General features: G+C 39.8%; 12 protein-coding genes and 1 pseudogene. All 13 read left to right on the forward strand.

Annotated elements, in window-relative coordinates:
- Window positions 1-54 precede the first annotated feature (54 nt).
- The 13 genes and pseudogenes from ACSQ8P_RS12070 (at window position 55) to ACSQ8P_RS12130 (ending at window position 14,965) form a co-directional block, all read left to right on the forward strand.
- Window positions 55-1,029 (forward strand): ABC transporter permease, encoded by a 975-nt coding sequence (locus tag ACSQ8P_RS12070; RefSeq protein ID WP_436235393.1) that lies wholly within the window; start codon window positions 55-57, stop codon window positions 1,027-1,029.
- A 31-nt stretch (window positions 1,030-1,060) separates the two neighbouring features.
- Complete coding sequence (locus ACSQ8P_RS12075) at window positions 1,061-1,975, forward strand: carbohydrate ABC transporter permease (protein WP_436235394.1); 915 nt, start codon at window positions 1,061-1,063, stop codon at window positions 1,973-1,975.
- Window positions 1,976-2,229: 254 nt separating this feature from the next.
- Complete coding sequence (locus ACSQ8P_RS12080; RefSeq protein ID WP_436235395.1) at window positions 2,230-3,663, forward strand: DUF3502 domain-containing protein; 1,434 nt, start codon at window positions 2,230-2,232, stop codon at window positions 3,661-3,663.
- Window positions 3,664-3,768: 105 nt separating this feature from the next.
- A complete protein-coding gene (locus ACSQ8P_RS12085) occupies window positions 3,769-5,283 on the forward strand; it encodes a response regulator (protein ID WP_436235396.1) in 1,515 nt (504 codons plus the stop codon).
- Entirely contained in the window at window positions 5,280-7,040 is a 1,761-nt protein-coding gene (locus ACSQ8P_RS12090) for a histidine kinase (RefSeq protein ID WP_436235397.1), read from the forward strand. The genes ACSQ8P_RS12085 and ACSQ8P_RS12090 overlap by 4 nt, the downstream gene beginning before the upstream one ends.
- A gap of 218 nt (window positions 7,041-7,258) precedes the next feature.
- Window positions 7,259-8,683, forward strand: coding sequence for a glycosyl hydrolase family 28 protein (locus ACSQ8P_RS12095; protein WP_436235398.1), 1,425 nt, complete (start codon window positions 7,259-7,261; stop codon window positions 8,681-8,683).
- Between the two features lie 85 nt (window positions 8,684-8,768).
- Window positions 8,769-9,704 (forward strand): glycosyl hydrolase, encoded by a 936-nt coding sequence (locus tag ACSQ8P_RS12100; RefSeq protein WP_436235399.1) that lies wholly within the window; start codon window positions 8,769-8,771, stop codon window positions 9,702-9,704.
- A 1-nt stretch (window position 9,705) separates the two neighbouring features.
- Window positions 9,706-10,116 (forward strand): hypothetical protein, encoded by a 411-nt coding sequence (locus tag ACSQ8P_RS12105; protein ID WP_436235400.1) that lies wholly within the window; start codon window positions 9,706-9,708, stop codon window positions 10,114-10,116.
- Window positions 10,052-10,537, forward strand: coding sequence for a hypothetical protein (locus tag ACSQ8P_RS12110; RefSeq protein WP_436235401.1), 486 nt, complete (start codon window positions 10,052-10,054; stop codon window positions 10,535-10,537). Before ACSQ8P_RS12105 ends, ACSQ8P_RS12110 begins: the two co-directional genes overlap by 65 nt.
- A 15-nt stretch (window positions 10,538-10,552) precedes the next feature.
- Window positions 10,553-10,942, forward strand: a pseudogene (locus tag ACSQ8P_RS12115) (AbfB domain-containing protein); the annotation flags it as partial.
- 29 nt (window positions 10,943-10,971) lie between these two features.
- Window positions 10,972-11,403, forward strand: a complete 432-nt coding sequence (locus tag ACSQ8P_RS12120) for a hypothetical protein (protein ID WP_436235402.1) — start codon at window positions 10,972-10,974, stop codon at window positions 11,401-11,403.
- 166 nt (window positions 11,404-11,569) lie between these two features.
- Window positions 11,570-13,348 (forward strand): sensor histidine kinase, encoded by a 1,779-nt coding sequence (locus ACSQ8P_RS12125; RefSeq protein ID WP_436235403.1) that lies wholly within the window; start codon window positions 11,570-11,572, stop codon window positions 13,346-13,348.
- A gap of 24 nt (window positions 13,349-13,372) precedes the next feature.
- Window positions 13,373-14,965, forward strand: coding sequence for a response regulator (locus tag ACSQ8P_RS12130; protein WP_436235404.1), 1,593 nt, complete (start codon window positions 13,373-13,375; stop codon window positions 14,963-14,965).
- Window positions 14,966-15,061: the final 96 nt, after the last annotated feature.

Below are 15,061 nucleotides of genomic sequence, written 5' to 3' on the forward strand. Positions count from 1 at the left end.
TATGCCCTTAACTTTGCCTTTGTTAAAATTAAAACAGAAGGAGAGGGAGATCATATGTCAGAAGCAATCATAACTGTGCAAACCAAAGAAAATACAAAGAAAAAAACAAAGAAAAAATTATTTTCGGATTTCAGAGAACATAAAACATATTATTTCATGTTAACCCCAATGATCGTATTCTTTATCCTATTTGCATACCTGCCGATGTTTGGCGTCTATTACGCCTTCGTTGACTATGATTTTAGCAAAGGAATCGCTAGTAAGTTTGTCTGGTTCAAAAACTTTGAGTTTTTGTTCCAAGGTGGGTTTGACTCCATCATATGGAAATTAACGAAAAACACAATTCTCTACAATATTGCTTTTATTGGGTTGAACACTTTTTTTCAAATGTCTGTCGCTATTCTTCTCAGAGAGCTTACTTATAAGAAGTTTGTTAAGACTTCACAGACGCTAATGTTCATGCCATATTTCGTCTCCATGGTTATTATCAGCTCGATTGTTTACAACTTATTCAATTATGATTTTGGTGTAATTAACAGCGCTTTCACTGCAATGGGATTTGAGAAGTTTGACTTTTATGCGACACCTGCCGTTTGGCCATTCATTATCGTTGCTGTCGAGATCTGGAAGGGCTTGGGTTATGGCAGCGTCATTTACTTGGCATCCATCATGGGGATTGATGAGAGTATTTACGAGGCAGCTTATGTGGACGGTGCTTCCAAATGGCAGCGAATCATTCACATTACATTACCACTACTCAAACCAACAGTAATTGTACTGCTTCTATTCTCATTAGGTGGTATCATGCGTGGGCAGTTTGATTTGTTCTGGAATATTATTGGTCAAAATGGATTCCTCTTAAATGCAACAGATATTATTGATACTTACGTATATCGCTCACTTACTGTCAACTTTAGTATGGGCTTAGGTTCAGCGGCTGGACTGTTTCAATCTGTATTTGGCTTAATTGTCATCTTAACTGTTAATTATATTGTGAAAAAAGCTGATAAGGAAAATGCACTTTTCTAACTTGCTATTTTTCAGATGAAAGGAGTTTATTATGGCTGAATTATCCATTAAAAAGCAAAGAAATACGATACAACAGGATGCTGGTACCAAAATTTTTAATGTGATCGCGGTTACGATCGTATCGTTCTTTGCCATCGTTTGTCTATTGCCCTTCGTCCTTGTACTGTCTGGCTCGTTTAGTGATGAAAGCCAGGTCGCGATTAACGGATATAAACTGTTTCCTCAGGAGTTTTCATTACAAGCTTACAAAGTCGTATTTAGTAATTTAGGGGACACAATAGGAAATGCGTACTTGGTCACCATTTACGTAACACTTGTTGGGACGGTAGTTGGACTACTGCTAACCTCCATGAGCGGTTATGTGCTGTCACGGACTGATTTTAAACACAGAGATAAAGCGGCTTTCTTTATCTACTTCACTACATTGTTCAGTGGCGGATTAATTCCTTCTTATTTGGTTAATACTACCTTTCTTCATTTAAATCATTCGTTGTGGGCTGTTATCCTACCTGGATTATTGGGCCCATTTAATATCTTCTTGTTTCGTAATTATATTAAAGGAATTCCTCACTCCTTAGTCGAGTCGGCAAGGATTGATGGGGCAGGTGACTTTCGTGTTTATTGGCAGATCATCATTCCATTATGCAAGCCCGTATCTGCTACGGTTGGTTTGTTTTTAGCGCTTGGCTATTGGAACAATTGGTTTGGGTATAGTCTCTATCTGATTTCTGACAAGGATAAGTGGGGCCTGCAGTATTTACTCTACAGGATGCTAGCTAGGATGACCGATGCGGTCAAGGACTCTCAGATAGTAATGGATGCCTTACCTTCAGAAACGATGAAGTTGGCTACCGCTATGTTGGTTACAGGTCCTGTTCTTTTATTCTATCCTTTTGCCCAACGTTATTTCGTATCTGGTCTTACGATTGGCGGAGTAAAAGGTTGACACTGTATCGAATCTGTTGTTGACTGGAGGAAGCTTCCCTTCGGATTGCTTCCTCTGTAAAACATATATAAAAATTATTGGAGGGGATTTTCTTGTTAGCATCAAAAAAACTAAAAACCGTATTATCCGCAGTACTCGTGTCATCCGTTGTGTCGCTTGCAGCATGTTCATCCGACAAAGTTGCAACTTCAACTCCAGGTGCATCAACGGGGACGACGCCGGCTGCATCGCAAGCACCCGGTCCACTCGTAGAATTGAAAGCGATCACAATGGGCGCAGAGCCAGCTAGCGGAATGGCTAATTTCTATAAGAAGTTGGATGAGCTTACTAAGAAGGATCTTAATGCAACAGTCAGATTCACTTTCATTCCATGGGGCGATGAGAAGAACCAAATCAGCCGTTCCATTGTGGCTAAGGAATATGATCTTTATGTAGGCGGAGCATGGTCTGATTTTAAAAACTTTGCAGTTAAAAATGCTTTTGCAGATCTAACACCTTACTTGAAGAGCACGCCGAAGCTTACTGAACGCTACGGAGATATTCTAACTCGTCTTAAAATAGATGGTAAAAATTACGGCATCCCCCAATTGAATAAACCGGGTATTGCTGCTGGGGAAGGCATGCTGTTCCGTGAAGACCTGAGAAAGAAATGGGGATTACCGGAAATCACAAATCTTGAAACGGTAGAGAAATATTTGTATAAAGCTAAGCAAGAATTTCCAGATACGCCAATGATTATTGATAAGCGTGCAGTTAACAACGTATGGGCTATGGTTGCTGGTAATAAGTATTTAACAGTTACATCCTTGAATGGAACGGCTCTAACGGTGGCGTCAATGGATGAACCCTACAAAGCAATGAGTATTTATGATACGCCAGAGTTTAAACAAGTTCTTGGATATGTGAAAAAATGGTATGACGATGGGATTATTGCCCATGATGTTCTAGCTTCGCAGGGCAACGAAGGCGACAAAACCAAAGAACTAATGAAAGCTGGTAAAAAACCACTTGAGTTCAACAACCAGTTCTATGCAGTAAGTGGCAATTATATTTCTACCATTAAAGATGCTCATCCTGAATTTGAATTAAATTGGGTAGACTTTTCAATGATGAATCCCAAAGCGATATTCTTGCCATCGCATTCCAATGAGACAACAACGCAAATTTCAGTTGGAGCCAACAGTAAGAACGTTGAAACCGCTTTGAAATTTATCGAAAAAGCACATGCGGATCAGACTTATTATAATTTGCTAAGCTTCGGTGTTGAAGGTGAAAACTATAAAATGGTTAATGGTGCAGTCTCTTCAGATGGAATCGATGCAAAAAATAAAAAGCCAGCATGGACAGGCTTAAGTGATGGTTTTATGAATCCAGAACCGAAATATCCTGCTGAATGGCAAGGTATTTATGAAAAATTAAAATCTGCTGGGGAAGCTCTTGTTCCTTCTTTGAAAACGCATCCGTACGAAGGATTTGTATTTAATACGTCTGAACTGGCTGCTGAAAATTCAAGTTTAGAAACAGTAAGAACACAATTTGCCCTGCCTCTGGTAGTGGGTATGGTTAAGAAAAACCAAGAGGCTGATCTAGAAGCCTTGAAGCAACAGCTTAAAGGTGCAGGCTTCGATAAGTATATGGCAGCTTTGCAGAAACAACTGGATACATTCGCAGCTACTAAAAAGAAATAGTTCTCCATATTTATCCCATCCCGAATAGGGGTGGGATGCCTGCATTTCACCTATCAGATATGCTAAGATGAACTTATGAAAGTGATCTTAAAGGAGTACGATCCCATGCGCTTATTAATTGCAGATGACGATGATTACACCAGGCTTGGCATAATGGAATCGATGGATTGGACAACATTAGGCATTCAAGAGATAAAAGAAGCTAGAGATGGTGCGGAAGCACTCCGGATTGTGGAGGATTTTCAACCCGATATTGTGTTGACAGATATTCGAATGCCGAAGCTAAATGGTATTGAATTCGCGGAAAAATTGGCTGTTTGTTCCAGTGAAAGTAAGTTGTTATTCATGAGTGGATATATGGATATTGATTATCTAAAAAGTGCAATTAAACTATCTGCCGTAGATTATATAGAGAAGCCAATTAGGCTGACAGATTTGGAAGCCGCGATCAAGAAGACGGTAGAATTTATTCGTACGAAGCAGAAACACCAAAGTATGATGAATCAGAACATGGTCTTACAACGCCAAAAGCTAGCGGCAATGTTGAAATCCAAAAGCATGAACGTGAAAGAAGTAATTTCGATTTGCAAGGAAACTGATTTTCCCGTGGATAGTACATATATGTGCATTGTACTCTCACAAGGAACAGATGAGGAAGTACAAGATAGTTGGATAGCTTTTATTAACGATTATTGGAGCTCCTACCACATCCCATCACTAGGTACAGTACTTGAAAATAACAAGTACCTTTCTATCTTGTCCGTTAAAAAGCATGACCGGAAGCGAATCTTATATGTAATTGATCTTCTCTTAAAACAAAATGAAGGCTGGGTTGTAGGCGTTGGAAAGGAAGCGCTTCATTTAGAAACGGTTGCCGAAAGCTATCAAACAGCATGGCGTGCATTAGAAAGTTCCTTTTATCATCCAAATCTACAAATGTTCGGCTTGAATCAGAGAAAAAATGCTCCCCCAGGATTGGGAGTTGAGCTCTATTCGGAATTCTACAGTTTGTTGAAGCATGAGCCTACCCAATTAGCAGCTTGGGTTGATATGGTCTGTAAGCAGTTCTGCGAGTTTGAATATCCACGAAAAGAACGGGTTTGTGAATTGTTCACTTCCTTTGCGCAAGCTATATTGCACGAGAAAAGCTCACTCTTAAATAAAATGAACCACATTTTCAATACGAACGATCTAGAAATGTATATCCATAAATGTCGTTCAATCTTTGCAATTAAGAATTTTATCCAGCAGCTACTTGCTTTATATGTGGAGGAATTGGAGGATTCATCCCAATATTCCAGGGTCGTAAGAGATGTGATGTCCTATATTACTTCCCATTGCAGCCATGTAGATTTGGATGTGCGTGAAATAGCAGAGTCTGTTCATCTGTCCACAGCACATCTCGGCATGTTATTTAAGAACGAAACCGGGGTAACGATTAAGCAATACATTGGCGATTACAGATTGGAGCTGGCCAAAAAATTGATATCGAATGAGCATTATAAAATAAATATGGTTTCGGAGCTGTGCGGTTACGCAAGTGCCAGTTATTTTACGAAAGTTTTTCGTGCTGCAACGAATTTGACGCCTGTTGAGTATAGAAAGATGATCATGAAATGAAGGTGAAACTTTGGTTTTCTAACTTATCCTTAAAGAAAAAATTGCTATTCTTATTCGCCTTGGTAGGTCTTATCCCGCTGATGATTACATTTATTATTTATTACCAAAAAATAACAAGTGCGACGCTGAAGTCTCAAAATTATGCAGCCAATCAAAACTATGAACAAACCCTTTCTTCCTTGACTGGGACATTGACTCGCATTGAGAAATTGTCGACGATGGTCATTTTAAATGATGCACTTGTATCCGCTTTAGGATCTGATCCCTTACAGAAGGATATTGGTGAACAACTCATTGATTTTGGCAAAATAGAAACCTATACAAAGACATTGGAAGAGAGTTCGGAGAGCGAACATATTACCTACTATATCGATGATCGGTTTGTGGTATCAGGAACAGATACACGTTTCCGCAAATTAAAGTTAATTGAAGGTCGGAAGTGGTCTGAGGAAGTAATCAACAATGCTGGAAGCCCTACTTGGGTGTTGTACGAAAATGAGAGTGTTATCGATTCACATAAGTATTTGACTTTAGGAAGAATTTTATGGGATATGAGGAACTACAGTGACTCGATAGGTTTGGTGACCATCGACTTGGATTTGAAGAAAATACGAGATAACTTAACGCGAACTGTGCCTGAGCAGGTTGTCTATTTGATAAATGAAGAGGGACAGCTGATTGCGGGTAGTGACAATGTCAATTCAACTCATGTAAGAAACATGGTCATTCGACCCTCACTAATCAAGGAAACAAAAAGCGATTTTGTTGAAATGAAGTTGAATAACCTTGATTACTTGTTCCGATGCAATCAAATTGGCAAAACCGGTATTTTTCTGACTTCAATTATTCCAAAAACGGCTGCATCAAAAGCTGTAAATATCGTAAGTACACAAATGATTACGATCTATGTGTTGGTTGCTGTCGCATTAATGATCCTTATATTCCCCGTTACTAGATCCATCACAGCTCGAATTTTCTTGTTAGCTCGGAAGATGGATCAGGTTCGACTAGGAGAGCTTAGGAAACTCGATATAGAGCCCCGCGACGATGAAATGGGACGACTGGTTTCAAGTTACAACTATATGATAAATAGTGTTCAGGAGCTTCTTCAGGAGCAGTATCGTTTAGGCCAGGAAAAGAAGGGGGCTGAGCTTAAAGCGCTCCAATCCCAGATCAATCCACATTTTCTATACAACACCCTTGATATGTTGAATTGGATGGCCCAAAGAGAAGAAAGGGACAATATCCAGCAAGTGGTTTATGCGCTATCGGATTATTACAAACTTATTCTGAATAAAGGTGAGGATCTCGTTACGCTGAAGGATGAGCTTCGCATGTGCCGTATTTATGTGGATATTCAGCAAAGACGCTTTAGAGGCAGGATTACATTTGCAATTGAGGTAGAGGAAGAACTTTTGGATTGTTTACTTCCCAAGATCACGCTCCAACCTTTAGTTGAGAATGCGATTGTGCATGGCATTACAGAGAAGCCGGATGGCAAGGGGACTGTCACTATAAAGGCAACCATGAAAGATCAGCGATTGCTATTATCTATTGAGGATGATGGAATCGGCCTGAATAATGACTTAAGCGAAAGACCTGGATATCACGGCAGTGGATATGGGGTCAAAAATATCGAGAAACGTTTGGAATTATACTTTGGTGAAAGCCAATGTATGCGGTTTGAAAGTGGTTCTGGTACGGGAACTCGTGTAACAATTGATGTGCCAGTGGTGCGTACTTCAAATAACATTTAAAAATGGTTTTTATACTGATGTGACCCCCCAGTAACTTTCAGGTACTGGGGGTGTTCTGTTTGAGTAGGAAAACATGAAAAGTACAAGGAATCTTGAGAAATTAGGATAGTCCATCTTCTATCGCGTTGATAAAATTGTTGTGAGCAAATATGTAAGCGATTACCTTGCTATTTGTAAAATGGTATGATTATCAGTTTTGGAGGATGAATATATAAAACATGGAAAAATCTAAACTTATTACTTATGCGATACCTAACCCAATTCCGAGAAACAAAGATTTCTCGGTAAATGTTCGTACACCCGGAGGGGATTGGAAAGAACTAGACGTACTATTAGTGAAAGTCGATATGCACGATGTTAGGGAAGCGGCAATGGTCAGCTTCGATTTTTGCAGCGAAGTAGAAGTTGAAGTCATCAGCCACCTCAACGTTATCCAAAACGTCGAAATTCGACCGCTTTCTGCAGGTGTCCTACCTGACACGATTGATCAAGAGCGACTACAATTCACGTTGAAGCAACCTCAGAAGCTGTCTATTGAAATAAATGGAGACCGTTTTCATAATTTACATCTGTTTGCGAAAGAAATTGAATCAGAACAACCCAACACACAAGAGGCGGGCGTTGTCGTCATCGATCCCGGTATACATCGAACTGAAATGTTGGTTGAACGGCTGGAAACAGGCATACATACAATTTATTTTAAACCAGGCATGCATCATATTGAGCAGGTGTTATTGAACATTCCTTCGGGAATGTCTGTTTATTTGGCAGGTGGTGCCGTCCTCGTTGGTTCACTCGTTTGTGATGGCGTAGCGAATGTGAAAATCTCAGGCAGAGGCTTAATTTACTTGGCAGATTTCGGTCGATTCTCAGCATTCCGAGGCGTACGCATTATGTATAGTAAAGATATCGAGGTGTCAGGCATCGCCGTCATTGATCCTCCTCATTATAGTATTTACTTAGGGCAATCGGAGCGAATCCGCATACGAGATTTCGAGACCTTCAGTACTCGGGGCTGGTCAGATGGCATCGATATGATGTCGTGTTGTGACGTAGAGATCGACAATGTATTTATGCGGAATTCAGATGATTGTATTGCAATCTATGGACATCGTTGGGGGTACTACGGAGACGCTAAGAATATTACGGTCAAAAATTCGGTGCTTTGGGCCGATGTGGCACATCCGACGATGATTGGAACGCATGGCGATTATCATGGAGAAGGAACATTAATCGAGAATATCCTTTTCGAGAATATAGACATTTTGGAGCATCATGAGCCGCAGGATGGGTATCGTGGATGTCTTACAATCAATGCGGGAGATAAAAATATCGTTAGGCATGTGACCTATCGGGACATTCGTATAGAGCCTTTTGAATTAGGGAGAATTATCGACATTCGTGTGATTTGGAACCCGGACTATAATCCAGTCCCAGGGAATGGCATTGCACATGTGGAATTTGACAATATTCGTTATAGCGGGAGCGAGGATGTGGTTTCATCCATCTGTGGATTTGACGAGGATAGGGATATCAAAAATGTCTTAATGAAAGATTTTTATAAGAATGATATAAAAATAACAGATGCAGTCCAAGGCAAGGTGAATATAGGACCGTTCGCGTCCAATGTACGTTTTGAATAAGTTGACTTATTGGAGATAGCACATTTGAGTGAGGGAGCTTCACCAGTCTTAAATGCTTCTTTAAAAATCGAGGAGGAATGATGAGATGAAAGCACCTTTATTCCGCGATCCGATCTATGACGGGGCAGCGGATCCCGTTCTTGTGTGGAATAGACAAATGAAGGAATGGTGGATGATCTATACGAATCGGCGTGCAACGGCTGAAGGCTCGAATGTTGCCTGGGTGCACGGAACAGACCTGGGAGTCGCTTCCTCGAAAGATGGTGGACAAACTTGGGTTTATCGTGGAATATTGCCCGGCCTTGATATTGAATGGGGCAGGAACACATTCTGGGCGCCGGAGATCATTTGGCACGATGGCCTGTACCATATGTATGTCAGTTACATTCAAGGCGTACCGGACCGTTGGGCGGGCAATCTGAGCCAAATGTTGTATTATACAAGTCCGGATCTGCTGACATGGACATTCCGTTCACCCGTTCAACTCAGTTCAAACCGTGTCATCGATGCTTGCATTTATAGAATGCCGGACGGACGCTTCCGGATGTGGTATAAGGATGAATCCAATGGATCTGTCACTTATGCGGCCGATAGCATGAACCTGTCAGATTGGACTGTCGTCGGGCCGATCCTAACTCATCAAGCGCACGAAGGGCCTAATGTATTTTGGTTCAAGGGGCATTATTGGATGATAATTGATGAATGGAGAGGGCAGGCGGTGTACCGTTCAGACGATTTGGAGGCGTGGGAGCGTAACGGTCTGATTCTTGATCAGCCAGGCAGCAGAGAAGATGACAATACGATCGGACTTCATGCGGATGTTGTCGTTCAGGATGAGCAAGCATATATCTTTTATTTTACGCATCCGAGTCGGACTGAAGATTCTAGTGCCGTTAGTTCCTACTTGAACCAACGATCGTCGATTCAAGTAGCGCAGCTCGATGTCATCGACGGTGTTCTAGTATGCGATAGAAACCAGCCTTTTGAGCTGAATTTGCAGCCAGAAGAGGGGGATGCATGAAATGCTTGAAAATCTGACAGGAGACGGGCTGGAAGCTGATCGATATTTCGGTTATATGATGGGCTACTTTACCGAGTCGCCGAAAGGTCTTGCGAATACTTTTGCTTTGCATCTCGCGGCTAGTCGGGATGGGAAGAATTGGACGCCGCTAAATGATGGCCGGCCTGTGTTGCTTCCCGAGATCGGCGAACGCGGGATGAGAGATCCGTTCATTTTCAGAAAGCAAGACGGCCAATATATCGTTGTCGGGACGAATATGTGGAATAGTGAATCGATACTGTGCTATGATTCACCGGATTTAGTTCGTTTCGAAGCGGGAAGGCTGCTTCGTTTGCAATCGGATCTATGTGAACTATACGGAGGATTTCCTGAGCGTCACGGAACCAGAAGTCTTCTTCGATCCTGGATATGATGTCATTGACGCGTCAATAACGCAGCATGATTCGGTGTACTATTTATCCTTCAAGGACGAAAGGGCTCCGGATGAGGCACCACGAGAAGGGAAGAGGATAAAGGGCGCTGCTGCAGCTTCGCTGCAACCGGGAAGATTTAATGCTGCGGTCTACGCAAAAACTATAGGGGAGCCCATGATCGAGGGACCGGTTATCATCCGTGCCTTGGATGAGGACAAATGGTATCTGTACGGGGATTGTTATATGCCCGTGAACGCCAAATTTTATGCCTGGGAGACTGCCGACCTAAGCAATTGGGATTGGCGGCCGATGAATCGGCGCGAGTATCATCTTCCTCCGAATGCTAAGCATGTTTCGATAATAAGCATAGGCATGGCAGAGTGGAATAGGTTTACGCAAGTGTACAACCCGCCGGAATAGCGGAGGCTTAGGTCCTATGCACTGCCAGATTATTATTTGAGAGCTGATGATACTGTTGCGAAGTTATCGCCGAGCCCTTTAGATCCATTTACTTCCTTACAGTGGAAGGTAATTCCTGGATTAGCGTCTTCCGAAGGCTTATCGTTCGAATCCATTCATCAACCAGGCAGCTACTTGAGAATCAAGCAGTTCGTGCTGCGAGTAAGTGAATGGGAAGATAGTGAAACCTTTCGGGAGGAGAGTACCTTCATCCATTCCGAGGGTTTGAGCAATCCGACATGGTCTTCTTTCCGATCGTATGTCTATCCGGAGTTGTTTGTTATCGTCGATGGCGAATATATTCGGATTTCGGTAATCGAGTGTGAAGAAGATAAACCTTTTGCGACTTTTCAACTGGCTTATTGAAGAATTTATTTATCAATTGGAGGCTAATCATGTCACAAATTCATGGGATTCATGCTATTCTGGCGGGCGACTATCCGGATCCATTGATTGTTAGTTTATACCCTTGGCAGACAGACGCTGAACGCCTTGACGATTGTCAAATAGAAGATAATCACGTGGTATTGAAGGCAGTTTCTAACAATCGTACCGAGCCGCTCTTGTGCATTCCGATGCACCATGCGTATACGGAAGAAGTTTCGATTGAGGTGGAAGGCGATGGAGAAGGAACGCTGGGCTTGTTCTTCCGTGATTGGAGAGGACAGTGGTCCAAACAGGATCACGGTTTCGAAATGTCTGGCTTCCACCACAACGTATTGGGAGGTTTTCTAAGTCTTCGCATTGCTTTGGATGCAACTGGCGATGGAATTGTTAAATTCAGCAATTTCGTGTGTAAGGCTTTTGAAACTAGGCTTAAAACATAACCTGATGCTCTTTTGATAGTTTTGGAATAATTTTTGGGGAGGTAAACTAATAAAAAAGTAGAATAATTATTTATAAAATATTAATTTATGGGGTGATTAATTAACGTCGGCTTTTATTTGAGTTTTATAGTTTTATCCACTCATGGAGAGTAAGGAAAGGGATTAAATGAATTTAATTCGTATTTTTAAAAGAAGTATTCAAAATAAAATATTTATTTCTTTCCTTCTAGTTTTGGTCATCCCTACAACTGCAATTAGTTTGACTTCTTATTTTGTTTCTGTGGATATTTTGAAAGAAAAGGTTAGTCAGTCGTTCCAAGAAAATCTTTTGTATATTGGAAATTCCACTATGAAGGAATTGTCAGGAATTGAGAAAATTACGGAGCTGATTTACATAAATGAGGATATTCAAGATGCGATTAGTTCGGATATGGAGAGTGAACAACAGAACTTTATTAATTTAAAAAAAGTCGATCAGGTCTTTGACAATATTTCCTTTTATTCTAATTACTATAGTTACATTACTTCTCTATTTGTTTTGGGGAATAACGGAAGTAAGTATATGTATGGGAAGGATGCTTATTTTATTGATACCAAGCAGTTTCAGGAATCAGCCTGGTATAAGCAAATGAAAACGTTAAAAGGGAAAGTATTTTGGATTGGCGTACATGATAGTGAATCCTCGTTGTCTCAATCGAAGCAAGTATTTTCTATCTCCAGAGAAATCAACAATACTAGTACCAGCAGTATCGGGAGTATTTACTTGAGCTTAGATACGTCTGTTTTTACTGATATATTAACTAAGGTATCACCGAATACACAAAGCCAAATCTATATTGTAGACCAGCTTGGCAAAATAGTATTTCCTGAGCAGAAAGTTGCTAAGAGTTTGGAGTCTGAGGGGATTGAGGTTCCTCAACAAACCCATAGTTCCAGCTTCGAAATTAAGAAAAATGGGCAATCTTTTCTTGCTTCTACCTATGACATAGAAAAGTATGGTTGGAGAATTATTCAAATGGTTCCCATGGAGATGCTAACTAAGGATAATAAAATTATTTTTCAAATTACTACGATCGTTTTCATTGTTTCTTTTTTATTCTCGGGAATCCTTTGGTTTTATATTTCGGCAAGTATTGTACGTCCAATCAAACAATTAACATTGACCATGAAAGATGTAAAGGGTACTAATCTGGTCGTTAAATCAAATGTTAAGAGTGTTGATGAGATTGGTCTTCTAAGCGTAACTTATAATTATATGATTGAACGAATTAACTCTTTGTTTAACCAGGTAATAGAAGAAGAAAAACAAAAAAGACATGCAGAAATAAAGGCGCTTCAAGGTCAAATTAACCCTCACTTTTTATACAATACCTTAAATACCATTCGTTGGATGGCTATTATTCAAAAGGCGGACGGTATAAAAGAAGTGGTAGATGCACTTGGAAGATTGTTGAAGAATACATTTAAACACAGGAGCACGCTGATAACTCTCGGTGAAGAATTAGGGATGATAAGGGATTATGTATACATTCAACAAACCCGATACAGAGACAAATTTCAGGTGTATTATGAAGTAGATGAACAATTGCTCCAAGCGGAATGTGTTAAGTTTATATTGCAACCTATCGTCGAGAATGCCATATTTCATGGCATTGAACCTCAAGAAGAACCAGGGGACATTATAATAAAAGTTTCAGCAGAGGATTCAATACTCAGAATTATTGTGGAGGATACTGGAGTGGGGATGTCTCAGCTTCAAATTTCAAAAATAAAAAATGAACATATTGCGGATCCAGATGGCACCATTGGGATCGGTGTGCGAAATGTAAATAATCGAATTAATATGATCTACGGTGAGATGTATGGTATTCAAATTGAAAGTGAAGTAGGTGTTTTTACGAAAGTTCATATAAGACTTCCTTTAATCATTGCTCACGAATTATGATCTTATAAACGGATGGAGTTAAAGATGCTAAAAGTACTTATTGTCGATGATGAAGCACTTGTCAGAATTGGTATTAAAACGATAATTCCTTGGGAAGAGTTAGGTTTTGAGCTTATTGGAGAAGCGGAGAATGGGAAAAAGGCGTTAGAAATTGCTCGTACCAGTTATCCTGATATTATTTTAACGGATATCAAAATGCCTGTTATGACAGGGATTGAGTTACTCATGCAATTGAGACAAGAAGAGCATCATGCGAAGTTTATTATACTTAGTGCGCATGATGATTTGGAATATGTCAAGGTAGCAATGAAGAACGGGGCAGAAGATTATATTTTGAAACTAGAGTTAGAACCAGAACATTTAATTCGGATATTGAAAGATTTAAGGAATTCGATAATATCTGCCGAAGATCATACGGTGAAGAAAGTTAGTTCATCTCAAATAGAACCTACTAAGCACGCCGTTCTTCACAGAGATAAGTTTTATAAAGACGTAATATTAGGAATTGTTCAGAGTAGAGAAGAAATAATTGAACAGCTAGAATTGAATAAAATATCTTTTCCTGAAGGAAACCTTATTAGTCTAAATATAGAAGTGGATGATTTTACTATTTACCAAAAATACGGGGAGTCCCCACATTTGCTGGATTACTCTATTTTGAACATTCTTGATGAAGTCATAGCTAGTTATGCATTTGGGCACGTTACAAGTCTTCATCCCAAACAATTTGTTGCGATCTTATCATTGAGGAAAAGAGAAGAATTGGAATCTGGAAATGCCATAAATGAATTAACTGAAAATATACGAACCACATTACGTAAATATTTAAGCACATCAGTTTGCATTGGTATTGGCAGCGTACACCAGAGTTATGAGCAAATAATTCATTCGTACAGGGAAGCTAAGGAAGCAGTACGCTTTAAATTTATATTTCCAAGAGGAAGTAATATTTACTATCGCGATGTAAGTCAGAAGTCCTTGCAAGAAACGGATGATTTGTCCATGGAAATGAAACAAGTTGAAAAGGCACTGCTCGATGGAGAAGTGAAAGATATTAATGATGCCTTACATTTACTGGTGAAGGAAATGAGTCGATCTAATAACCTTACGAAGGAACTTTTGACAGGGCTCAGTTATACAATCTTTTATTTATTCCAAAGTTTTGTGGATAATTACCATCTAGCTGGTAAAGAAATTATTAATAAAGAAATGTATAGTGAGATCACAAAAATGAGCTTAAAGGTTGATTTTATCGACTGGATTAATCGGTTAAAACATCGAATAATCGAGCAATTAGTGGAAAATAAAGAAGGTATGAGAGTATTTTTAACTAAACAATTTATCAATAAGCATTATAAAGAAGAGCTCTCCTTAGAAAAAGTAGCTGAGTATCTGCAGCTGTCACCTGCATACTTAAGTAACTTATTTAAAAAAGAAACTGGGCAAAATTTTATTGACTACCTTACGGAAGTCAGGATTGGTCGAGCAAAGTTCTTGTTAAAAACGACAGATTTAAAAAACGCTGAAATAGCAAGAGAAGTTGGTTATGCGGATGAATATTACTTTAGTAAAGTGTTTAAGAAAAATGTAGGGGAGTCTCCTCTGAAATATAGATAATGTAAAAATGTGCTTTGTGAGATGGTTGAAATCACAAATAAGTACATTTTTTTCTTTAAATATTACAAAATCAGTTTCACAATATGAATCTAAGAT

It is taken from the genome of Paenibacillus sp. LjRoot153 (genome assembly GCF_964253085.1).
In the GTDB taxonomy this organism is placed as follows: Bacteria; Bacillota; Bacilli; order Paenibacillales; family NBRC-103111; genus Paenibacillus_E.

What these genes read in the sequence shown, in the direction of transcription:
- ACSQ8P_RS12070 (WP_436235393.1), top strand. Translation starts at nt 55, where the DNA reads ATGTCAGAAGCAATCATAACTGTGCAAACCAAAGAAAATACAAAGAAA.
- ACSQ8P_RS12075 (WP_436235394.1), top strand. Translation starts at nt 1,061, where the DNA reads ATGGCTGAATTATCCATTAAAAAGCAAAGAAATACGATACAACAGGAT.
- ACSQ8P_RS12085 (WP_436235396.1), top strand. Translation starts at nt 3,769, where the DNA reads ATGCGCTTATTAATTGCAGATGACGATGATTACACCAGGCTTGGCATA.
- ACSQ8P_RS12090 (WP_436235397.1), top strand. Translation starts at nt 5,280, where the DNA reads ATGAAGGTGAAACTTTGGTTTTCTAACTTATCCTTAAAGAAAAAATTG.
- ACSQ8P_RS12095 (WP_436235398.1), top strand. Translation starts at nt 7,259, where the DNA reads ATGGAAAAATCTAAACTTATTACTTATGCGATACCTAACCCAATTCCG.
- ACSQ8P_RS12100 (WP_436235399.1), top strand. Translation starts at nt 8,769, where the DNA reads ATGAAAGCACCTTTATTCCGCGATCCGATCTATGACGGGGCAGCGGAT.
- ACSQ8P_RS12105 (WP_436235400.1), top strand. Translation starts at nt 9,706, where the DNA reads ATGCTTGAAAATCTGACAGGAGACGGGCTGGAAGCTGATCGATATTTC.
- ACSQ8P_RS12120 (WP_436235402.1), top strand. Translation starts at nt 10,972, where the DNA reads ATGTCACAAATTCATGGGATTCATGCTATTCTGGCGGGCGACTATCCG.
- ACSQ8P_RS12125 (WP_436235403.1), top strand. Translation starts at nt 11,570, where the DNA reads ATGAATTTAATTCGTATTTTTAAAAGAAGTATTCAAAATAAAATATTT.
- ACSQ8P_RS12130 (WP_436235404.1), top strand. Translation starts at nt 13,373, where the DNA reads ATGCTAAAAGTACTTATTGTCGATGATGAAGCACTTGTCAGAATTGGT.